Annotated in this window: 18 protein-coding genes and 1 tRNA gene; 8 read left to right on the plus strand and 11 right to left on the minus strand. The window is 70.9% G+C overall.

Going from position 1 to position 22,136, the window contains the following annotated elements:
* Positions 1-14: 14 nt before the first annotated feature.
* The 3 genes from CD790_RS12660 to CD790_RS12670 form a co-directional block, all read right to left on the minus strand.
* Complete coding sequence (locus CD790_RS12660; RefSeq protein ID WP_144383263.1) at positions 15-278, minus strand: hypothetical protein; 264 nt, start codon at positions 276-278, stop codon at positions 15-17.
* A gap of 95 nt (positions 279-373) precedes the next feature.
* Positions 374-574, minus strand: coding sequence for a hypothetical protein (locus CD790_RS12665; RefSeq protein ID WP_186318987.1), 201 nt, complete (start codon positions 572-574; stop codon positions 374-376).
* 5 nt (positions 575-579) lie between these two features.
* Positions 580-1,143 carry a DUF5994 family protein gene (locus tag CD790_RS12670; protein WP_144383264.1) on the minus strand — a complete coding sequence of 188 codons (564 nt, stop codon included), beginning with the start codon at positions 1,141-1,143 and terminating at the stop codon, positions 580-582.
* Between the two features lie 302 nt (positions 1,144-1,445).
* Here CD790_RS12670 and CD790_RS12675 point away from each other — a divergent pair, with 302 nt between their 5' ends.
* Positions 1,446-1,970 (plus strand): DUF5994 family protein, encoded by a 525-nt coding sequence (locus tag CD790_RS12675; RefSeq protein ID WP_144383265.1) that lies wholly within the window; start codon positions 1,446-1,448, stop codon positions 1,968-1,970.
* A 78-nt stretch (positions 1,971-2,048) separates the two neighbouring features.
* Here CD790_RS12675 and nhaA read toward each other — a convergent pair whose 3' ends face one another.
* Together nhaA and CD790_RS12685 are read right to left on the minus strand one after the other, a co-directional pair.
* Positions 2,049-3,374, minus strand: coding sequence for a Na+/H+ antiporter NhaA (gene nhaA, locus CD790_RS12680; RefSeq protein WP_144383266.1), 1,326 nt, complete (start codon positions 3,372-3,374; stop codon positions 2,049-2,051).
* Between the two features lie 342 nt (positions 3,375-3,716).
* Positions 3,717-3,790, minus strand: a tRNA-Gly gene (locus CD790_RS12685).
* 482 nt (positions 3,791-4,272) lie between these two features.
* Here CD790_RS12685 and dcd point away from each other — a divergent pair.
* Positions 4,273-4,848 (plus strand): dCTP deaminase, encoded by a 576-nt coding sequence (gene dcd, locus CD790_RS12695; protein ID WP_144383267.1) that lies wholly within the window; start codon positions 4,273-4,275, stop codon positions 4,846-4,848.
* Positions 4,849-4,883: 35 nt separating this feature from the next.
* Positions 4,884-5,381: a phosphoribosyltransferase gene (locus CD790_RS12700; protein ID WP_144383268.1), complete on the plus strand. Its 498-nt coding sequence runs from the start codon at positions 4,884-4,886 to the stop codon at positions 5,379-5,381.
* A 156-nt stretch (positions 5,382-5,537) separates the two neighbouring features.
* Here CD790_RS12700 and CD790_RS12705 read toward each other — a convergent pair whose 3' ends face one another.
* Positions 5,538-6,506 (minus strand): Yip1 family protein, encoded by a 969-nt coding sequence (locus tag CD790_RS12705; RefSeq protein ID WP_260867516.1) that lies wholly within the window; start codon positions 6,504-6,506, stop codon positions 5,538-5,540.
* Between the two features lie 994 nt (positions 6,507-7,500).
* On the opposite strand from CD790_RS12705, the gene CD790_RS12710 reads away from it, so the two are divergent.
* Positions 7,501-10,221, plus strand: coding sequence for a SpoIIE family protein phosphatase/ATP-binding protein (locus CD790_RS12710; protein ID WP_144383269.1), 2,721 nt, complete (start codon positions 7,501-7,503; stop codon positions 10,219-10,221).
* 146 nt (positions 10,222-10,367) lie between these two features.
* Here the strand turns inward: CD790_RS12710 and CD790_RS12715 are convergent, their stop codons facing one another.
* On the minus strand, positions 10,368-12,662 hold the full coding sequence (locus CD790_RS12715; RefSeq protein WP_144383270.1) for a (Fe-S)-binding protein: 2,295 nt from the start codon (positions 12,660-12,662) through the stop codon (positions 10,368-10,370).
* A 358-nt stretch (positions 12,663-13,020) separates the two neighbouring features.
* Here CD790_RS12715 and dnaK point away from each other — a divergent pair, with 358 nt between their 5' ends.
* The 4 genes from dnaK to CD790_RS12735 all read left to right on the plus strand — a co-directional run bounded on the left by dnaK (position 13,021) and on the right by CD790_RS12735 (position 17,247).
* The gene (gene dnaK / locus CD790_RS12720) at positions 13,021-14,871 is read left to right on the plus strand and encodes a molecular chaperone DnaK (protein ID WP_144383271.1); all 1,851 of its coding nucleotides are present in this window, start codon (positions 13,021-13,023) and stop codon (positions 14,869-14,871) included.
* Positions 14,868-15,521, plus strand: coding sequence for a nucleotide exchange factor GrpE (grpE, locus tag CD790_RS12725; RefSeq protein ID WP_144383272.1), 654 nt, complete (start codon positions 14,868-14,870; stop codon positions 15,519-15,521). Before dnaK ends, grpE begins: the two co-directional genes overlap by 4 nt.
* Before the next feature lie 63 nt (positions 15,522-15,584).
* Positions 15,585-16,763, plus strand: a complete 1,179-nt coding sequence (gene dnaJ / locus CD790_RS12730; protein ID WP_144383273.1) for a molecular chaperone DnaJ — start codon at positions 15,585-15,587, stop codon at positions 16,761-16,763.
* A gap of 13 nt (positions 16,764-16,776) precedes the next feature.
* On the plus strand, positions 16,777-17,247 hold the full coding sequence (locus tag CD790_RS12735; protein WP_144383395.1) for a heat shock protein transcriptional repressor HspR: 471 nt from the start codon (positions 16,777-16,779) through the stop codon (positions 17,245-17,247).
* Positions 17,248-17,305: 58 nt separating this feature from the next.
* Here the strand turns inward: CD790_RS12735 and CD790_RS12740 are convergent, their stop codons facing one another.
* The 4 genes from CD790_RS12740 to CD790_RS12755 all read right to left on the minus strand — a co-directional run bounded on the left by CD790_RS12740 (position 17,306) and on the right by CD790_RS12755 (position 22,053).
* Positions 17,306-18,019 (minus strand): hypothetical protein, encoded by a 714-nt coding sequence (locus CD790_RS12740; protein ID WP_144383274.1) that lies wholly within the window; start codon positions 18,017-18,019, stop codon positions 17,306-17,308.
* A 67-nt stretch (positions 18,020-18,086) separates the two neighbouring features.
* The gene (locus CD790_RS12745; RefSeq protein ID WP_144383275.1) at positions 18,087-19,082 is read right to left on the minus strand and encodes a helix-turn-helix transcriptional regulator; all 996 of its coding nucleotides are present in this window, start codon (positions 19,080-19,082) and stop codon (positions 18,087-18,089) included.
* Between the two features lie 139 nt (positions 19,083-19,221).
* The gene (locus CD790_RS12750; protein ID WP_144383396.1) at positions 19,222-20,610 is read right to left on the minus strand and encodes a S41 family peptidase; all 1,389 of its coding nucleotides are present in this window, start codon (positions 20,608-20,610) and stop codon (positions 19,222-19,224) included.
* Positions 20,611-20,778: 168 nt separating this feature from the next.
* Entirely contained in the window at positions 20,779-22,053 is a 1,275-nt protein-coding gene (locus CD790_RS12755; protein WP_144383276.1) for an APC family permease, read from the minus strand.
* Positions 22,054-22,136: the final 83 nt, after the last annotated feature.

Raw genomic sequence — 22,136 nt, forward strand, 5'->3', positions numbered from 1 at the left:
TTGCGGCCGGTGCCTCAGACCTCGTCTGACTGCGTTCGGTCGTCGTCCGATGACTTGCTGGCCAGGAGCCAGGAGCGGGCGGGCTCGGCGGCGTGGGTGGTGTCCACGGTGAGGTGGAGACGGGTTCCGCCGTCGTGGCCTTCGGGGTAGCTGCGTTGTTCGGTGGAGGCGAAGCAGCGCCGGAGAACCTCCGCGACCTGGCGTGCCGTCTCCGGGGACGCGGCGACGATACGAACCTCGGCGTGTCCGGCCGAGGGCACGGGTTCCGCTGGTTTCATGGTGTCCTCGTTCCTCGGGTGACATGAGGTGACGTGCCGGTGGGCGCGCCGCCTTGGCGTCGCACCCACCGCCCCCGGTCGGAGAAGAGTCGGTGTCATTCGCGGTCCCCGTGGTGTCCGGCGGCCCCGTCGACCGGCCGTCGGAGCTTCCGTCTCCGGCCGCCGCGCACCGGCAGGACGTCGCTGTAGCGGAAGGCCGCGATCCTTTGGTCGTGCTGGGCGTTGAGCAGGTGGATCAGCAGAACCCACAGGGCGATCATGGCGAGGATCACCGCGGTGGTGATGACGGTCTCCACTGTCCTCACCCCTCTGGGGCGGGGGTCGGGGGTCTGATCGGGTGCCTGAGCGGCGGGGGCGCGGCCCCGCCCTCGGTGTCCCACTCCGATTCCCGGCCGCGGTCCTCCCCCGCCTCGCGGATCGCGTCCTCGTCGTCCATCAGCATGCTGGCGGTGAGGAGGCTCCCCGGGGTGGTTGCGGCGGACATCAGCCGGGCGGCGGAGGCCGCGCTGGTTTCCGGCGGGATCACCAGCAGGTCCCAGCGTCCGGCGCTGTAGGAGAGCGCAATCAGCTTGTGCGGGTCCTGCTCGTCCGTGAACCAGCCCACGTGCACCGTGTGCCCGGCGACGGGCACCTTAGGGGGGATCACCGGCCAGTGGGTCAGGTTCACCGTGACGCGGGTGATCCGGCCCCAGCACCTTTCCAGCCTGTCTGTCAGAGCGGGCAACTCGCGGAAGAGGTCGCGGGACCGGGGCCACCAAGCGCCGTCCAGAAGCCCTGGAGGCGCGCCCGCGGGCGTCAGAGCCAAGCGGGCCGGTGGCGAGGAGACGCGCTCATCCGTCATCGTTCGTTCAGTGGTCATGGTCATGGCGCGAACCCGCCTCCGGGCCCGTCTTCGACTGCCCGGTGTTGTTGCTCGCCGGGAACGGCACCGGTACGGGAGCCGGTGTGCGAAGTACTCCCGGTGTCTTCACACTACTCCGGCCCGCGACCCTCATGCCCCCGTGACCAGCGCTTTCTCAGGCGCGAGCCGTACCTGGATTCGCGGACAAGCCTGCGGGCCGGCACGCGGAGTACCGTGAAGCCCTGGAACCCTTCGCTGCGGAGACCACGGCGGTTTTGCCACGGGCTATCCAGTGAAGATGCCGATCCCCGTCGAGGGGGCTCACCATGACCGACTCCGACACCCCGCGTCCCCCCAGGCTCCTGCCGGATGGGATCCACGAGGCAGTGAAGCCCGGGACAGCGCTGCTGCGACTGGAGACGACACGGCTGCGCGAGGGAATCCTCGATGGCGCGTGGTGGCCGCGATCCCGTGACATCGCCGCTGAACTACCCAACCTGATCACCGCGTTGAGCCGGCATCTCGGCCCGATCACCCGCGTCGGACTGGACGCGAGTGCCTGGGAGGAGTTGCCGACGCGACTGATCATCGACGACCGGGTCGTCCGCCTCGACTCCTTCCCGGTCGGTGACGGCACCGTCCTCATCACCCGGGGCGACAAGGATCTCTTCTCCCTGCTGGTCGTCCCTCCGCAGGCGACGCCGGACGCGGCACGCGCCGCGATGGCCCAGGCCGTACGAGCCGACAACATCACGTCAGCCGAGCAAATCCTCATCGACACCGGCACCCATCCCGCACACCTGGGTCCCGCGGAACCAGGACAGACAGAGCAACACCGTGATTCGACCTGACGCTCCGCCCGCGGTGTCCCCCCTTCGGCCGGTAACGAGCGCTCGCACATGGCTCTCGCGCCGACGGTCGCCCGGCGCTCAGTTCTCACCCGCGGCGCTGGGCGCGGGTCCGTCCGTGCCGCGCTTGTAGATGTCGGGGACGCCGTCGGCGTCCTCGTCACGGTTCTCCGCCTCCCACAGTCTGCGGTAGATGCGGTTACGGCGTTTGACCAGCAGCGCTGCCATTCCCGCGGCGAGCAGCGAGCCGACAAGGACGGCGGCCTTGACGCGCCCGGCATCGGCTGGATTGGGGAAGGCCACCTCGCCGATCAGCAGGGCGACCGTGAAACCGATACCGGCCAGCACCGCGAGTGCGAAGACATCGGCCCAGGCCAGGTCAGGGTTGAGCCGGGCTCGGGTGAACCGGGCGGCGAGGTAGGTTCCGGCGAAGATCCCCACGGTCTTGCCGATGACCAGGCCCAGCACCACGCCGAGCGCCTCCGGGCGGGTGAGCACCTCGCCCAGCACGGGTGCCGAGATGCTCACCCCGGCGGCGAAGAGGGCGAACAGCGGCACGGCGACACCGGCGGATACCGGTCGCAGCAGGTACTCGGTGCGCTCCCCGGGCGAGGCGTCCTCCCCCGTCTCCTCGTCGCGGGCGCAGCGCAGGATCAGGCCCATTGCCACCCCGGACACGGTGGCGTGCACCCCGGCGTTGTACGTCAGCGCCCAGATGGCCACGCCCAGCGGCACGTACCACCCCCAGCCGCGCACCCGGAACCGCTGCAACACGTAGAACACCACCAGCCCGACGAAGGCTCCCCCGAGGGCGGCCGGCTTCAGACCGCTGGAGAAGAACACCGCCACGACCAGGATCGCGCCCAGGTCGTCGACGACCGCAAGGGTCAGCAGGAAGGCCCGCAGAGCGGTGGGCATGTGGGTGCTGAGCACGGCCAGCACCGCCAGCGCGAAGGCGATGTCGGTGGCCATCGGCACCGCCCAACCTCCGGCACGCCCGCCGCCGACCGTGACCGTGGCCAGGTAGATCGCCGCGGGCACCACCATGCCGCACACCGCGGCGACCACCGGCAGGACCGCCGTGGCCGGGGTGCTCAGCCCGCCGGCCACCAGTTCGCGCTTGAGCTCGATCCCGGCGACCAGGAAGAAGACGGTCAGCAGCCCGTCGGCACTCCAGTGCTCCACCGACAGGTCCAGCCCGAGCGCGGGTACGCCGAAGTGGAGATCGCGCAGTGCCTCGTAACTTCCGCTCCACGGGGTGTTCGCCCACACCAGCGCCACCGCGGCGGCGCCCAGCAGCACCAGCCCGCCGACCGTCTCCGTCCGCAGGGCTCGGGCCACCTGCACGCGCTCCGGCCAGGGCAGCAGCCCGAGGAAGACCGAACGCTCACGCGGAGCAGCACACATGAAGAGGCACCTCCGGGGCATCGCCGGGCGGGCACAGGGCCCCTTCGATGCCGACCAGACCTTTCCCACCACACCCGCACCTCTCGACGCGTTCCCCCCACGCTATCCGCCGCACCTTCCACGCCTGTGCACCCGCTGACCAAGCCGCCCGGCGCGTCAGCGTGCCGGCGACGAGCGGCAGCGGGAGGCCGAGGATGAGTGCCCCCCGGCGGGCGTGAATGGCCCGCTAAATGCCTCTCCGGGCAAGGCGCTTGCCCGATATGGAGCACGCGGAGGGCACGCCGACCCCCGAGAGGTTTAGACAACAAGCAAGGCCCAGGTCTCCGACCTGGGCCTTCGCTATGGAGCGGGTGACGAGAATCGAACTCGCGCTCTGAGCTTGGGAAGCTCATGTTCTACCATTAAACTACACCCGCGTAAGACGCTGATTCGCTCAGCGCTTCATTCGTCGCACACTGTACCTCATTCCTGACCCCGGGCGCACTTGTCTCGGGGTCTTTCTGTTGCGTGGAGGGTCGGGACGCGACTGTGGGCGGGGGGAGTTGGGGCGTACGGTGGGGTGTCTCGCGGGCGGCGGAGTGCCGCTTGGAGTGGCGGGTGGTTCATCCCCTAATGTGGCTTTTGTCGTTCACGTCTTGGGGAAGGGACTCGATGGAGCGCACCATCGTCCGTTGTGCCGAAGGGCACATGTTCAGCACCTCTTCGTTCCCGATGCGGAATCTCACGGCCACGCGGCTCGGCCCCGGGCGGCTGTTGCGCTGCCCGCGGTGCGCGCGGCTTCGGCACGCGGTGCCGGTGGTGCCGGACAAGCGGTAGCGGTACGTGAGGGGAGCACGGCGCGGGGTGGTCCGGTTGGGGCGGGCCCGCGCCGTGCGGGTTGTTTGCGTATCCTCGTCCCGTGCTTCTCTCAGACAAGGACATCCGAACCGAGATCGACGCCGGACGGGTGCGGATCGATCCTTACGACCCCGGCATGGTGCAGCCGTCCAGTATCGACGTGCGCCTGGACCGCTTTTTCCGGGTGTTCGAGAACCACCGTTATCCGCATATCGACCCCGCCGTCGAGCAGGCCGACCTGACGCGGCTGGTGGAGCCGGAGGGGGACGAGGCGTTCATCCTGCACCCCGGCGAATTCGTGCTGGCCTCGACGTACGAGGTCATTTCGCTTCCCGACGACATCGCCTCCCGGCTGGAGGGGAAGTCCTCGCTCGGGCGGCTGGGGCTGCTGACGCACTCCACGGCCGGGTTCATCGACCCCGGTTTCTCCGGGCATGTGACCCTGGAGCTCAGCAACGTCGCCACGCTGCCGATCAAGCTGTGGCCCGGCATGAAGATCGGGCAGCTGTGCATGTTCCGGCTCACCTCGCCGGCCGAGCACCCCTACGGCTCCTCGCGGTACGGCTCCCGTTACCAGGGGCAGCGCGGGCCGACGCCGTCTCGTTCCTACATGAATTTCCATCGGACCCAGGTCTGAGCCGCAAGAGCCTATAGAGAGTGTCTGAATTCCCCATGAGTACGCCCCGGGAGAACCTCACCTACGAGCGCTTCGGTCTCGCCATTCGCGAGCTGGCGCAGACGATCGCCGATGACGGCTACGAGCCCGACATCGTGCTCTCCATCGCCCGTGGCGGGGTCTTCGTCGCCGGCGGTCTCGCCTATGCGCTCGACTGCAAGAACATTCACCTGGTGAATGTCGAGTTCTACACCGGGGTCGGCACCACGCTGGAAATGCCGGTCATGCTCGCCCCCGTCCCGAACGCGATCGACTTCTCCGACAAGAAGGTCCTGATCGCCGACGACGTGGCCGACACCGGGAAGACGCTCAAGCTCGTCCACGACTTCTGCGTCGGTACGGTCGCCGAGGTCCGCAGCGCCGTCATCTACGAGAAGCCGCAGTCCCTCGTGAAGTGCGAGTACGTCTGGAAGCGCACCGACGACTGGATCAACTTCCCGTGGAGTGTCGAGCCGCCCGTCGTCCGCCGCGAGGGCCAGGTGCTCGACGCCTGACGTCGCCGGCGTTCGCCGCACCACACGGCCGGAGCACACGGTCGCACCACGCGGCCGCACCACACGGACGAGGGCCTCGGGGTTTTCCCACCCCGAGGCCCTCATGTCTCTCCGTCCTCTCGGTGCCCCGCGGCCGCGGCCGCCGGGCACCGTCCGCTACAGCATCCCCAGCTTGATCAGGCTCAGCAGCGCTATCAACTGGATCGCCGAGGCGCCCAGCGCCTTCGGCCACGGCAGATCGTGCGACTTGCTCACCATCGAGGTGAACAGGGCCCCCGCCATCAGCCAGGTCGCCCAGCCCAGCACCTGCACGAACGTGCTGTCGCCGCCCAGGAACATCGCGAACACCAGCCGCGGCGCGTCCGTGATCGACATGATCAGCATCGACAGGCCGATCGTCGGCGCCCAGGTGCCGTCGCCGCCCAGCTGGCGGGCGAGCGTGTGGGTCACGGCGCCCAGGATCAGTCCACTGATCACCACGGCGACGCCGGTGCTGAGTATCCACGGGACGCTCTGGGACATCGGCGCGTTCAGCACGTCCTCACGTGCCTTGTCGAAGCCGAAGACGGCGAGCAGTCCGTAGCTGAACGTCACGATGAGGGCGGGGACCCACATCGCGTGGTCCCGCATCTGCCAGAAGGTGTCCGCGGGGCGCAGCACGATGCCGCTCAGCAGCGCCTTCCACGGAAGGCGGGGGCCTACCGGCGGGGCGGGGGGCTGGCCCGTGCGATAGCCGTTGTCGTGGTAGTCGTCGCCCTCGCCGTACGGGTCGTAGTCCGGCGCCTCGCCCACGCTGAACTGCTGCGTGTGACCCAGGTCGCCGCCCGGAGCCCCGTACGACGGGCCGCCGCCGTAGCCGCCACCCCCGCCGTTGCCGTAGCCCGACGGGCCGCCGTTGCCGTAGCCGCCGCCCCCGTAACCCTGCTGGCCGTCGAAGTACTCCGGCTCACCCTGCTGCGAGGGCTGCTGCCACTGCTGCTGCCCGCCGTGCCGGGGCTGCTGCCCGTACGGCTGCCGCGGTGGTTGCTGCCCCGGGTACGGCCCCTGCCGGCCGTGCGGTCCCTGTTGCGCGGAGCGGGGGTCCCGCTGCGGGTCCCGTCCACGTCCGATCCTGAATCCAGCCACGAATCGAACGTACCTGGTCGGCGAGGGCGCCATGCCGACCTGTGGGAACAGGACGGGCATTGCGGCCTAGCTGTGACATCCCCTAGGGGGATTCCCCACCCCGGCAGGGGGGTTGTGCCTCGGGAGCGACGCCCCGTCGCCCCCGCCCCACCCGGCTCGCCGCCCCGGGCCGACGTACGGCTTCCGAGGTGCAGCCTTTGGAGTGTGGCGCACAGTCCGTCCGAGACTATCCCGGTCGAGGCGACGATGTTTCGTGCAAAAGGGTTAATCGTCTCGTACCTGTCGAGAAGTCAGACATGAAGCTGTCGAGATGGTCAACGGTGTTGTGGTGCGGGCCGGTTCACGGCAAGGATCGGCGCACCAGATCCATCGGCACGGCCCGGGAGGGCACTGTTCACAGGCATGGAACGGGGGACAACTGCCATGTTCGCGTCGCGGGGTGAGGGTAAGCGGGCGCTCGACCGGAACGGGGCGTGGGCGTGGGGGTGGGGGTGGGGTGCGGGGTAGTCCGATGCCCGATCGCATGCCGGATCGCATGCCGGATCGTATGCCCGATCGCATGCCCGATCGCCTGCCTGGCCGTCTGCCTGATCGCGTGTCCGGCGCCACGCCTGGCGGCGTGTCCGACCGCGAGCCCGATGGCATGCCCGGTGGCGTGCCTGGTGGCAGGTCCGGCCCCATGACCGGCCCGGCGTCCGGCCCCATGTCTGGCCCCGCGCCCGAGCCCGCGTCCGGTTCCGCGCCCGAGCCCGCCGCCGGCCGCCCGTCCGAGCCAGCAGCTACCAGCTGCCCGCCTGAGCCCGCAGCCGCCGGCCGTCGGTCCGAGCCCGCCGCTGGCCGTCGGAGCGAGGCGGCCGCCCCGTCCCCACCCGCACCCCCACCCCCGTCCCCGCGCCGCGTGCGCCGTGGCGACTCCGCCTCGTGGCGGACGGGTGACCCCCGACTGGCGCGGACCGCTCGCCCCGCTTCCGCTCAGGGTGCTAGAAATGACGATATGGCCGGACTCTTCGGCCGATCTGGGGTGCCCTCCGTCCGGTCGCTGGCCGGCTGGCGGCGTCCACGCAGTCGGCGCCTGCGCTCGCTCACAGGTATGCGCACGGTCGCCGGCCAGGTGTTCGTGCTCCAGGTCGCGGTGGTGCTGCTGATCGTCGTCGCGGCGTCGACGGCGCTGCTGCTCCAGGCGCGGCACGACAGCACGCGCGAGGCCCGCAACCGCTCCATCGCCGTCGCCGAGTCCTTCGCCAACTCCCCCGGCATGGTCGCCGCGCTGCGCTCGCCCGATCCCAGCGCGGTCCTCCAGCCCCGCGCCGAGCAGGTCCAGAAGGAGTCCGGGGTCGACTTCGTCGTGGTCATGTCGACCGAGGGGATCCGCTACACCCACCCCAACCCGGATCTCATCGGCAAGCGCTTCATCGGCCACATCGGGCCGGCGCTGCGCGGCAAGACGGTCGTCGAGACCTTCACCGGCACCCTGGGGCCGTCCGTACGGGCCGTGGTGCCGGTCGTGGACGCCCGGGGCGAGGTCGTCGGACTCGTGGCGGCCGGGATCACCATCGACAAGGTCAGCGGGGCCGTGGAGCGGCAGCTGCCGCTGCTGGTCGCGGCGGCGGTCGCCGCGCTGCTGTTGGCCACCGCCGGCGCGGCGCTGGTCAGTGGACGGCTGCGGCGGCAGACGCATGGGCTGGGGCCGGCCGAGATGACCCGGATGTACGAGCACCACGACGCGGTGTTGCACGCCGTGCGCGAGGGGGTGCTGATCGTCGGCGGGGACGGGCGGCTGCTGCTGGCCAACGACGAGGCGCGACGGCTGCTGGAGCTGCCGCCGAACGCCGAGGGGCGGCCCGTGGACGAGCTGGGCCTGGAGCCCCGCGCCGCCGCGCTGCTGATGTCGGGGCGCGCCGCCACCGACGAGATGCACCCGGCGGGGGAGCGGCTGCTGTCGCTCAGCAACCGGCCGACCGACCGCAACGGCGGCCCGCCCGGCAGCGTCGCCACGCTCCGCGACACCACCGAGCTGCACGCGCTCGCCGGCAAGGTCGACGCCGCCCGCAAGCGGCTGACGCTGCTGTACGAGGCGAGCGTGCGGATCGGCACCACCCTGGACGTGGTCCGTACGGCCGAGGAGCTCACCGAGTACGTGGTGCCGCGCTTCGCCGACTACGCCTCCGTCGACCTGCTGGACGCCGCCGTCACCGGCGAGGAGCCCGGCCAGCGGACGATGGACCTGCGGCGGCTGGCGGTCAGCGGCATCCGCGACGACGCGCCGCTCTTCCCGCTGGGCGCGCTGATCACCTTCTCCACCAGCTCCCCGCAGGGCTGGGGCTTCTATACGGCCGAGGCGGCCGTCGTGCCCGACCTGCGGAACTTCACCGCCTGGCAGACGCAGGACCCCGACCGGGCCCACGACATCGTGGCCTTCGGCATCCACACCATGGTCACCGTGCCGCTGCGCGCCCGTGGGGTGATCCTCGGCATGGCCACGTTCTGGCGTTCGGAGAAGCCGGAGCCCTTCGAGGCGGAGGACCTGTCGATCGCCGAGGAGCTGGTCGCGCGGGCGGCGGTCAGCATCGACAACGCCCGTCGCTACACCCGCGAGCACACCATGGCGGTCACGCTCCAGCGCAGCCTGCTGCCCCGGGTGCTGCCCGAGCAGAGCGCGCTCGACGTCGCCTACCGCTATCTGCCCGCGCAGTCGGGGGTGGGCGGCGACTGGTTCGACGTCATCCCGCTGCCCGGCGCCCGGGTGGCGCTGATCGTCGGCGACGTCGTCGGCCACGGGCTGCACGCCGCCGCCACCATGGGCCGGCTGCGGACCGCCGTGCACAACTTCTCCACCCTCGACCTCGCCCCCGACGAGCTGCTGGCCCACCTCGACGAGCTGATCGCGGCCATCGACCGCGAGGAGGAGGTGGTGGCCGGCGGCCACAAGGCGATCACCGGTGCCACCTGCCTGTACGCGGTCTACGACCCGGTCTCGCAGCGCTGCGCCATGGCCCGGGCCGGCCATCCGCCGCCCGCCCTGGTGCACCCCGACGGCACGGTCGAGTTCGTCGACCTGCCCGTGGCCCCGCCGCTGGGCCTCGGCGGGCTGCCGTTCGAGACGGCGGAGTTCACCGTGCCGGAGGGCAGCAGCATCGTGCTCTACACCGACGGCCTGGTGGAGAAGCGCGACCGGGACATCGACGAGGGCCTGGACCTGCTGCGGGACGCCCTACGGCGGGCGAACCGAGCCGGCCGGACGCCGGAGGAGACCTGCCAGACCGTCCTGGACGAGCTGCTGCCCGGCCGGCCCAGCGACGACGTCGCGCTGATCGTCGCCCGTACCCGGGTGCTGGACCGCTCGCGGATCGCCGACTGGGAGGTGCCCACCGAGCCGTCCGCGGTGGCCGGGATGCGGGCCGCGGTCACCGAGAGGCTCACCGACTGGGGGCTGGACGAGGTCGCCTTCACCACCGAGCTGATCCTCAGCGAGCTGATCACCAACGCCATCCGGCACGCCTCCGGTCCGATCCGGGTGCGACTCCTCCACGACCGCGCCCTGATCTGCGAGGTCTCGGACGGCAGCAGCACCTCCCCGCATCTGCGCTACGCCACCAGCACCGACGAGGGGGGCCGTGGTCTCTTCCTCGTCTCCCAGTTCGCCGAGCGCTGGGGCACCCGCTACACGGCCGAGGGCAAGGTCATCTGGGCCGAGCAGCTGCTGCCGGGCGGCTAGGCGCCACGCCGGGTGCCCATCGGGTGCCGTCGGGTGCCCGCCGGAGGGCGACGGGCGGGGACGGCGGGGCGGAGACGACAGGGGGCGGGTCGGGGATCACTCCCCGACCCGCCCCCTCCGAACGTGGTGCGGACGACTCCGGGCCGCTACTTCACCGGCTCGGGCTCCGGCGCGTCCGCCGGCTCACCGTCGCCCTCGCCCTCCGGCGCCGCCGGCGTCTTGACGGAGTCCAGCAGCAGCTGGGCCACGTCGACGACCTGGAGCGACTCCTTGGCCTGGCCGCCCGTGGCGGAGCCGCTATCGGCTGCAGCCTTCTTGCCGTTGACCGAGTCGGTGAGCATGACCAGGCAGAACGGGCATGCGGTGGAGATGATGTCAGGGTTCAGCGAGAGCGCTTCATCAACCCGCTCGTTATTGATGCGCTTGCCGATGCGCTCTTCCATCCACATGCGCGCGCCGCCGGCGCCACAGCAGAAGCCGCGCTCCTTGTGGCGGTGCATCTCCTCGTTGCGCAGGCCCGGCACCTTGGCGATGATCTCGCGCGGCGGGGTGTAGACCTTGTTGTGGCGGCCCAGGTAGCAGGGGTCGTGGTAGGTGATCAGGCCCTCGACCGGGGTCACCGGGATCAGCTTGCCCTCGTCGATGAGGTGCTGGAGCAGCTGGGTGTGGTGGATGACCTCGTAGTGGCCGCCCAGCTGCGGGTACTCGTTGGCGATGGTGTTGAAGCAGTGCGGGCAGGTGGCGACGATCTTCTTCTTCGCCTTCTCGACGACGACGCCCTCCTCGGCATCCTCGCCGAACGCCATGTTCAGCATCTCGACGTTCTGCTGACCGAGCTGCTGGAAGAGGAACTCGTTGCCCAGGCGGCGGGCCGAGTCGCCGGTGCACGCCTCGTCGCCGCCCATGATCGCGAACTTCACGCCGGCGATGTGCAGCAGCTCCGCGAACGCCTTGGTGGTCTTCTTGGCGCGGTCCTCCAGGGCGCCGGCGCAGCCGACCCAGTAGAGGTAGTCGACCTCGGTGAGGTCCTCGATGTCCTTGCCGACCACCGGGACCTCGAAGTCGACCTCCTTGGTCCACTGGAGGCGCTGCTTCTTGGCCAGGCCCCAGGGGTTGCCCTTCTTCTCCAGGTTCTTGAGCATCGTCCCGGCCTCGCTCGGGAAGGAGCTCTCGATCATCACCTGGTAGCGGCGCATGTCGACGATGTGGTCGACGTGCTCGATGTCGACCGGGCACTGCTCGACGCAGGCGCCGCAGGTGGTGCAGGACCACAGCACGTCCGGGTCGATGACGCCGTTCTCTTCGAGGGTGCCGATCAGCGGGCGCTCGGCCTCGGCGAGGGCGGCCGCGGGGACGTCCTTCAGCTGCTCCTCGGTGGCCTTCTCCTCGCCCTCCATGGTCTTGCCGCCGCCGGCCAGCAGGTACGGGGCCTTGGCGTGCGCGTGGTCGCGCAGCGACATGATCAGCAGCTTCGGGGAGAGCGGCTTGCCGGTGTTCCAGGCCGGGCACTGCGACTGGCAGCGCCCGCACTCGGTGCAGGTGGAGAAGTCGAGGATGCCCTTCCAGGAGAACTGCTCGACCTGGGAGACGCCGAAGACGTCGTCCTCGCCCGGGTCCTCGAAGTCGATCGGTTTGCCGCCGGAGGTCATCGGCTGCAGGGCGCCCAGGGCCACGTCGCCGGAGGACTCGCGCTTGAACCAGATGTTGGGGAAGGCCAGGAAGCGGTGCCAGGCCACGCCCATGTCGGTCTTGAGGGAGACCGTGATCATCCAGATGAAGGAGGTCGCGATCTTCAGGCCGGCGAAGAAGTAGGTGAGGTTCTGGAGCGTGGAGACGTCCATGCCCTCCAGCCACGACACCACCGGGTACGAGATGAAGAACGACGCCTCGTAGCTGTCCACGTGGTGCTGGGCGCCCTCGAGGGCGTGCAGCATGAAGATGCAGACGCCGACGATGAGGATGACGGCCTCGACGAAGTACGCCTGGCCGAAGTTGGAGCCGGCGAAGCGGGACTTGCGGCCGGGCTTGTTCGGCTTGCTCAGCTGGCGGATGACGATCAGGACGAGGATGCCGAGCGCCGTCATCGTGCCGAGGAACTCGACGAAGACGTTGTACGGGGTCCAGTCGCCGATGATCGGCAGCAGCCAGTCCGCCTGGAACAGCTGTCCGAAGGCGTTGACGATCGTCAGCAGCAGCGAGAAGAAGCCCACCGCCACGAACCAGTGCGCGACGCCGACGACGCCCCAGCGGTTCATCCGGGTGTGACCGAGGAACTCCTTGGCCACGGTGATGGTGCGCTGCGTGGGGTCGTCGGTGCGGGTGCCGGCGGGCACGGGCTGACCGAGCCGTACGAAGCGGTAGATCTGCAGGATGGCACGGCCGAACAGCGCGACGCCGACCGCGATTAGGACCAGCGACACGATGATCGCGGCGAGTTGCATGGGCGGGCTCCTCGAACCTGCGAGAGCGGTGGGTTACGTCAGCGACCTCGGTGAGCCCGGCGGGCTCGGCGAGCTGACGATCAGGGATTACTAAGCAGTAACTTATCCGGTCTCTGCCGAGATTACCGATGATTCGCGGCCCCTTGCAGTCGACCGGCCGGTGATCTGTGTCGCTCAGGGTCCCCTCTCCTCGCGGGTGTGTCGTCGCCCCCTCGCGCCACTCGACGTCCCCGGCCGTCACTGCTGGTAAGGCCGATATGAAAGTTGAGTCGAGCCGACTCAGGTCTGTTGACACCGAAAAGTGGATCATGCACTCTTGAGTCTGTTGCACTCAATGATGTAGCTGGAGGACTCCGAAATGGCACGTGCGGTCGGCATCGACCTGGGTACGACGAACTCCGTCGTCAGTGTTCTCGAAGGCGGTGAGCCCACCGTCATCACCAACGCCGAGGGCGCCAGGACCACGCCGTCCGTTGTGGCCTTCGCGAAGAACGGCGAGGTGCTGGTCGGCGAGGTCGCCAAGCGCCAGGCCGTGACCAACGTGGACCGGACCATCCGCTCGGTCAAGCGCCACATGGGCACCGACTGGAAGATCAACCTCGACGGCAAGGACTTCAACCCGCAGCAGATCAGCGCCTTCATCCTGCAGAAGCTGAAGCGGGACGCCGAGGCCTACCTGGGCGAGAAGGTCACCGACGCGGTCATCACCGTCCCGGCCTACTTCAACGACTCCGAGCGTCAGGCCACCAAGGAGGCCGGTGAGATCGCGGGCCTCAACGTCCTGCGCATCGTCAACGAGCCCACCGCGGCCGCGCTCGCCTACGGCCTCGACAAGGACGAGCAGATCATCCTGGTCTTCGACCTCGGTGGCGGCACCTTCGACGTCTCGCTGCTGGAGATCGGCGACGGCGTCGTCGAGGTGAAGGCCACCAACGGCGACAACCACCTCGGTGGCGACGACTGGGACCAGCGCGTCGTCGACTACCTCGTGAAGCAGTTCCACAACGGCCACGGCGTGGACCTCTCCAAGGACAAGATGGCCCTCCAGCGCCTCCGTGAGGCCGCGGAGAAGGCGAAGATCGAGCTGTCCTCGTCCACCGAGACCACGATCAACCTGCCGTACATCACCGCGTCCGCCGAGGGCCCGCTGCACCTGGACGAGAAGCTCACCCGGGCGCAGTTCCAGCAGCTGACCGCGGACCTCCTGGAGCGCTGCAAGACGCCGTTCCACAACGTCATCAAGGACGCCGGCATCTCGCTCAGCGAGATCGACCACGTCGTCCTGGTCGGCGGCTCCACCCGCATGCCGGCCGTCGCCGAGCTCGTCAAGGAGCTGACCGGCGGCAAGGAGGCCAACAAGGGCGTGAACCCGGACGAGGTCGTCGCCATCGGCGCCTCGCTCCAGGCCGGTGTCCTCAAGGGTGAGGTCAAGGACGTCCTGCTCCTCGACGTGACCCCGCTGTCCCTCGGCATCGAGACCAAGGGCGGCATCATGACCAAGCTGATCGAGCGCAACACCACGATCCCGACCAAGCGCTCCGAGATCTTCACCACGGCCGAGGACAACCAGCCGTCCGTGCAGATCCAGGTCTACCAGGGCGAGCGCGAGATCGCGGCGTACAACAAGAAGCTCGGCATGTTCGAGCTGACCGGCCTGCCGCCGGCCCCCCGTGGCGTCCCGCAGATCGAGGTCTCCTTCGACATCGACGCCAACGGCATCATGCACGTGACCGCCAAGGACCTGGGCACGGGCAAGGAGCAGAAGATGACCGTCACCGGCGGCTCCTCGCTGCCGAAGGACGAGGTCGACCGGATGCGTCAGGAGGCCGAGCAGTACGCGGAGGAGGACCACCGCCGCCGCGAGGCCGCCGAGACCCGCAACCAGGGCGAGCAGCTCGTCTACCAGACGGAGAAGTTCCTCAAGGACAACGAGGACAAGGTCCCGGGTGACGTGAAGTCCGAGGTCGAGGCCGCCCTCTCCGAGCTCAAGGAGAAGCTGAAGGGCGAGGACACCGCGGAGATCCGCACCGCCACCGAGAAGGTCGCGGCCGTCTCCCAGAAGCTCGGCCAGGCGATGTACGCCGACGCCCAGGCCGCCGGTGCCGCCGGTGCCGCCGGTCCGGACGGTGCCGCGCCCAAGGCCGACGACGACGTCGTCGACGCCGAGATCGTGGACGAGGCCGACAAGGGCCGGGGCGGTGCGGCGTGACGGAGGAGACCCCGGGCTTCGAGGAGCAGCCCGACGTCCCCTCCGAGTCCGCGAAGACCCCTGACGACGCGGCGCAGGGCGCCGGGTCCGCCGACAAGGCGGGCCCGGCCGCGGCCCCGACCGGGGACGAACTGGTAGAGGTCGGTCTGAAGGCGCAGCTGGACCAGGTCCAGACGGCGCTGAACGAGCGCACCACGGACCTGCAGCGACTCCAGGCGGAGTACCAGAACTACCGCCGCCGGGTCGAGCGGGACCGCGCCACGGTCAAGGAGATCGCGGTCGCGAACCTGCTCTCCGAGCTGCTGCCGGTGCTCGACGACATCGGCCGCGCCCGGGACCACGGCGAGCTGGTCGGCGGCTTCAAGTCCGTCGCCGAGTCGCTGGAGACCGTGGCCGCCAAGATGGGGTTGCAGCAGTTCGGCAAGGAGGGCGAGCCCTTCGACCCGCTGGTGCACGAGGCGCTGATGCACAGCTACGCGCCGGACGTCACCGAGACGACGTGCGTGCAGATCCTCCAGCCGGGGTACCGGATCGGCGAGCGTACGATCCGCCCGGCGCGGGTCGCGGTCGCCGAGCCGCAGCCGGGTGCTCAGCCCAAGGGCGAGGACGCGGCGGCCGACGAGGAGAACGGTGGCCCGGACGAGGGCTGACGTCATAGCGGTTTCAACCGACACTGACGTCATGACGATCGCAGGAGAGGAGGGACGTCGAGGATGAGTCTGAGCAGGGATGTGCTGGAGAAGGATCTCTACAAGGTCCTCGGCGTCCCCAAGGACGCCACCGAGGCGGAGATCAAGAAGGCGTACCGGAAGCTCGCCCGCGAGTTCCACCCGGACGCCAACAAGGGCGACGCCAAGGCCGAGGAGCGCTTCAAGGAGATCTCCGAGGCCAACGACGTGCTCGGCGACGCCAAGCGGCGCAAGGAGTACGACGAGGCCCGCGCACTGTTCGGGAACGGCGGATTCCGCGCCGGACCGGGCGCCGGCGGGCCCGGTGGCTTCAACTTCGATCTGAGTGATCTCTTCGGCGGCTCCCCGTCGGGCGGCGGGGGCGCGGGCGGCGGTTTCGGCGGCGGGCTGGGCGATGTGTTCGGCGGCCTGTTCAACCGGGGCGCCACCCGTACCCAGCCGCGCCGCGGCCAGGACATCGAGTCCGAGGTGACGCTGAGCTTCACCGAGGCCGTCGAGGGGGCCACGGTCCCGCTGCGGATGTCCAGCCAGGCGCCGTGCAAGGGCTGCTCCGGCACCGGCGACAAGAACGGCACCCCGCGGGTCTGCCCGACCTGCGTCGGCACCGGCCAGGTCTCCCGCGGCAGCGGCGGCGGCTTCTCGCTCACCGACCCGTGCGCGGACTGCCGGGGCCGGGGCCTGATCGCCGAGAACCCCTGTGACGTGTGCAAGGGCAGCGGGCGCGCCCGCTCCTCGCGCACCATGCAGGTCCGGATCCCGGCCGGGGTCACCGACGGGCAGCGCATCCGGCTGCGCGGCAAGGGCGCCCCCGGCGAGACCGGCGGCCCCGCCGGCGACCTCTATGTGGTCGTCCATGTCGACGCCCACCCGGTCTTCGGCCGCAAGGACGACAACCTCACCGTCACCGTCCCGGTCAGCTACCCGGAGGCGGCGCTCGGCGGTGAGATCAAGGTGCCCACCCTCGGCGGGCCCCCGGTCACCCTGAAGCTGCCGGCCGGCACCCCCAACGGCCGGACCATGCGCGCCCGCGGCAAGGGCGCCGTGCGCAAGGACGGCACCCGCGGCGATCTGCTGGTCACCGTGGAGGTGTCGGTGCCCAAGGATCTTGACGAGAAGGCGCGTGAGGCGCTGGAGTCGTACCGCGAGGCGACCGCGGACCAGGACCCGCGGGCGGAGCTGTTCCAGGCGGCGAAGGGAGCATGACCCCATGGACCCGATGGACCCGGCAGGCAGGGACGCACGACGGCGCAATCCGTACGAGCTGACCGACGAATCACCGGTGTACGTCATCTCGGTGGCGGCCCAGCTCTCCGGTCTGCACCCGCAGACCCTGCGCCAGTACGACCGGCTCGGCCTGGTCTCCCCCGACCGCACCGCCGGCCGTGGGCGCCGCTACTCGGCCCGTGACATCCAACTGCTCCGCCAGGTACAGGCGCTCTCCCAGGACGAGGGCATCAACCTCGCCGGCATCAAGCGGATCATCGAGCTGGAGAACCAGGTCAGCGCGCTCCAGGCGCGGGTGGCCGAGCTCCAGCAGGCGGTCGAGGGCGCGGCCGTCGCCATGCGGCAGCGTGAGGCCCAGGTCCACGCGTCCTACCGGCGCGACCTGGTGCCGTACCACGAGGTGCAGCAGACGAGCGCGCTGGTGGTCTGGCGGCCCAAGCCGAACCGCAAGCGGCCCGAGTAGCCCTCCCGCATCGGGGTCGGCGCTCGGGCCCCGGCCCGGGGCCCGAGCCCCGTGTGTCCTAGGGCTCGCCCGTCACCGCCTCCACCAAGGTGCCGCGGCCGTCGGCGATCCGATAGCTGCGGAACAGCTCCGGCCCGCCCGTCACCTGGACGAACAGCGTGTCCCGGTGGACCCGCAGGGCCCGGGCGCCGGCGTCCAGCGGCGGGGTCAGCGGGAGTCCGGCACAGGGCCGTCCGGCCCTGTCGAGGCGTCGCAGCTCAGCCCGCTCTCCGGGCTCCAGCAGGAACAGCGTCCCGTCGTCGCCGACGTCCCACCCGCCGCGCCGGTGCAGCTCCAGCGAGCGCGGGTTGACGGCGGTCGGCCGCCGCCACAGCTCGCCCCACCCGTCGTCCCGCCGCCCCAGGCGCCGGACGTGGTTGCCGCCCGCGACGTCGAGGACCAGCACGGTGAAGACCGGCGCTCCGCCCGCGTCCTCGTGCACCCGCAGGTCGATGGCGACCCCGCTGTCGGCGGGCGGGGTCACACTGCGCTCGACCACCCCGCCGGGCGAGACCACGTCGATGATCCCGGAGTGCCGTAGCAGGTAGAAGCGGCTCGCCCCCGCCTCCACACACCGGGCGTCGAACCCGTCGCACCGGGCCACCACCCCCGTCGCGTTCGCGGTCACATGGCAGCCGCTCGTGGAGACGAGATAGACATGACCGTCCTTGCCGACGCTCATCTGTGCCGCGTCGGGGTGGAAGTGTCGACGGTTTTCGATCACGTTCGCCATGGGCCGAGCGTAGGAAGATCGGGCAAACGACCATATCCCCAATGTTCGGGGGCGGCTGTCGGGTTTATCAGCCGCCGAGTACGGCGATGAGCTCGTCCCGCCCGCTCGTGCGGGTCTTCCGGAATATGGATTTCAGATGGTCGTTAACCGTATAAGGAGAAAGCCCGAGCCGATGTGCGATTTGCTTGGGCGCTCGGCCGGTGCGGAGTAGGGCGACGACATCGCGCTCCCGGGGCGTCAGTCCGTACCACGCCGCGAAGATGGGCAACAATACGTCGCCGCTCGCCGCCTGGACGACGACCGCCACCTCGCCCGCCCCGGAAAGCGGCTGGCCCTGGAGGGCGACCCAGCGGCCCGCGAGCGCGGCCGGCACGCAGATCATCGGCTGCGGCCCGGGGGCCTCCGGCTCCGCCGCCGACACCTCGCTCGCCAGCATCGCCGCGGCCCACTCCGGGGACGACAGCCACTCCGAGGGCAACTCCCGTAGCCACGCCCGCGCCTCGGCGGTCACCGCCCGGACGGTGTGGTCCCCGCCGATCAGGATCACCCCGGGCGGCGGCGGGGGCCCGGCCGGGAGCCAGGGACCCGCCCGGACGTAGCCGCGCAGCGCGGCGGTCAGGGTGGGGGCCAGCTGCCGTAGCCGGTCCGCCTCCTCCGGCTGGAAGACCGGGCAGCCCTCCTCCCGGAACAGACACAGCGTCCCCCACACCCCGTGCGCGTCCCGCAGCGCCAACCGCAGTTCGCACCCCATCCCGTGCTCCTTGAGGATCTCCCGCGCCCGTAGCCCGCCGTCGGCGCCGTCCCCGCCCGCGTCCGCCCGCAGCATCGCCACCGGCACCGGTCGGCGGGCGAGCTCGGTGGGACGGAACGGATCGTCGCCCAGGTAGCAGTTGAGCATTTCCGCACGGGCGAATTCCCGTTCGTATCGGTGCCAGAAACCGAACGACACCGTGCCGGTGACCGGATTCATTCCGATCAGGTGCAGCGCGTCATGCGGAACCCGAGGGGCGATCTCGCGGGAAAACCATGCGCCCATGTCGTCCGGGCTCGGGTCGTGAACCACACGATGATTCTAGAGATCGTGCGACCGCGGAGCGTGCGGGTTCCCTCCGAAGTCACACCGTTCGGACCTCCGGACCCGGTATCCGAATCGCCTTCCAGCGCAAAGGTGTTCCCTTTCGGGTGGCAAAGGCGGGTCGCGGTCAGCCGAGTTCGCGGACCGCGCGGTCGAACGCCTCGGGGAACGGCGCCCACATGCCCGGGAACGGCGGGATGCCCGGCCCGTCGAAGGTGCGGCCGTCCCGGGTCAGGTACTCCTCGTTCGGCAGGCCGAGGGACCAGCCGTTGGGGAGCGTGCGGACGAGCACGTCGGAGAAGACGCCCTGCGTCGGCTCGCCGACGCGGATCGTCCGCCCGGGCCGGTTCATCAGGGCCTGGGTGAGGGTCTCGCCCGCGCTGAAGGTGGAGCCGCCGGTGAGGACCGCGACCGGACCGGTGTAGGACGCGGCGCCGGGCGCCGGTCGCACGGTCACCCGCTGCGGGCGGGTGTGCCGGGTGGGGTCGTCCGGGTGGTTCCGGGCCCGCTTGGCGTAGGCGAAGTGCGGCCGGTCGGTGAGGCGTTCGGCGATGCCCAGGGCGAGGGCGTCGGAGCCACCGCCGTTGATGCGGAGATCGAGGACCAGGCCGCGCAGCCGGGCGGTGCTCTCGGGGGTGAAGACCGCGTCGAGAGCCTTGTCGAGTTCGGCCCGGTTCGCGGCGTAGCCGTCGTCGCCGCCCTCGCCGGTGTAACCGCCGAAGCCGGAGACGCGGAGATACCCCTTCCCGCCGGGCAGGTCCGCGTAGGTGATCCGGCCGGCGGCGAACTCCCGTACGGGCGCCCCCCTCAGCTCGTGTCGCAGGGTGTGGGCCTTGGCCTCGGCGTCCACCTCCTCGCTGATGGGGTCGGTACCGGGTCGGAGCTGGGAGAACCGGCGGCGACTCACGGGGTCGGCCAGGGAGACGTGCGCGTCGTACAGCGGCCGCAGCATGTCGCTGAAGATCGCGAAGAGTTCGGGCCCGGTGGTGTCGGGGCGCACCCGGGGGCGGTAGCGGTCCCGCACGGCGTGCCAGTCGACGCCCTTGGCGGCGAAGAACGGGTAGTTCTCCTCGAAGGTCTGCCAGAAGGCGTCGAAGGTGGCCGGCGGATCCTTGGGCGCGGTGTTCGTCGCGCAGCGGGCGGGCAGCTTCGCCAGACGCCGCAGGCCCCGGTCGCCGACGGAGCCGTCCCAGTGCAGCCGTGCCCGGTCCGGCCCGGCTACGAGCCGCAGCCGGGCGACGTCCCCGCCCTTCGTGGCGTACCGCACCTCGCCGCCGGGACCGCCGCCCGCGCGGCGGGCGGTGAGGCCCTTGACGCAGCTGACGGCGGTGGTCTGGTACTCCTGCAGCCGGCCGCCCTCGACGGAGATCACCGTCCCGTAGCCGTCCATGCGCCAGGTGCCGTCCAGCGCGTGGTTCGCCGCCTGCGCGGGACTGCCCGGGAGGACGGGCAGGGCCAGCACCCCTGCCGACAACGTGGCCGCCAGGGCTCTGGCGGTGGTGGACCTGAGTCGCATCATGGTGCCTTCTGACGAGTCGCCGATAGCAGGCCTCCATCGTCGTGGGCACAGGCCGAGCCGGAACATGCCGCTAACAGGTGAGTTGAGGGTGGGGACAACCCCCGTACGGTCTCTCGCCCGCCTGGCGTGGTGCGTCGCTTGTGCCACATGCCCTCACGGAGGAGATCACCGGCCCGCCGCGCGGGTGACCGCCGCGCGTACCCCGTATCCGGCCGCCCCGGCCGCGAGTACCGCGGCGCCGGTCAGGACCGAGGCGGCGGGCAGGGCGAAGGCGAGGGCGAGGCAGCCGGCCAGGCCGAGGATCGGGATGGGCCGGGCGGGGCGGCCCTCGTCGCGGGTCAGGGTCCAGGCGGCGGCGTTGGCGATCGCGTAGTAGGCCAGTACGCCGAAGGAGGAGAAGCCGATCGCGCCGCGCAGGTCCACGGTGGCGGCGAGGACGGCGACGGCGGCGCCGACGGCGAGTTCGGCGCGGTGCGGAACGCGGAACCGGGGGTGGACCGCGGCGAGCGCGTGGGGCAGATGGCGGTCGCGGGCCATGGCGAGCGTGGTGCGCGAGACGCCCAGGATGAGGGCGAGCAGCGAGCCGAGGGCCGCGACGGCGGCGCCCACGCGGACGACGGGGACCAGACCGGGCGCGCCGGCGGCGCGGACCGCGTCGGCCAACGGGGCGGTGGCGTGGGCGAGTCGGTCGGGGCCGAGGACGGCGAGCACGGCGACGGCGACGGCCGCGTAGCAGACCAGGGTGATGGCGAGGGCGAGGGGGATCGCGCGGGGGATGGTGCGGGCGGGGTCGCGCACCTCCTCGCCGAGCGTGGCGATGCGCGCGTATCCGGCGAAGGCGAAGAACAGCAGTCCGGCGGCCTGGAGCACCCCGCCGGGGGTGGCGTCCGTGCCGATGTCCAGCCGGGCGGCGTCCGCGGCACCGGAGGTCAGACAGGAGACCACCACCGCCGCGAGCACGGCCAGCACCAGGGCGACGATCACCCGGGTGAGCCAGGCGGACTTCTGAACTCCGGTGTAGTTCACGGCCGTCAGCGCCACCACCGCCGCGACCGCCACGGCGTGCGCGTGGTCGGGCCAGACGTAGGAGCCGACGGTGAGCGCCATCGCCGCGCAGGAGGCGGTCTTGCCGACCACGAACGCCCAGCCGGCCAAGTAGCCCCAGAAGTCGCCGAGTCGCTCGCGGCCGTAGACATAGGTGCCGCCGGAGCGCGGGTACCGCGCGGCCAGCCGCGCGGAGGACGTCGCGTTGCAGTAGGCCACCACGGCCGCCACGGCGAGGCCCGGCAGCAGACCCGAACCGGCCGCGCCGGCGGCCGGGGCCAGGGCGACGAAGACGCCTGCGCCGATCATCGACCCCAGCCCGATCACCACGGCGTCGAAGAGGCCCAGCCGCCGCTTCAGACCGCGCGGCTCGGCGGCCGCCTCCGATGCCCTCATACGTCACTCCTCGGCCGTGGACTCCTGGGCGGAATGTAGCGCGGCGGCCGCCGCGCGGTGCCGGCGCCGGTACGACGACGCGG

Source organism: Streptomyces sp. SAJ15 (genome assembly GCF_007595705.1).
Lineage (GTDB): Bacteria > Actinomycetota > Actinomycetes > Streptomycetales > Streptomycetaceae > Streptomyces.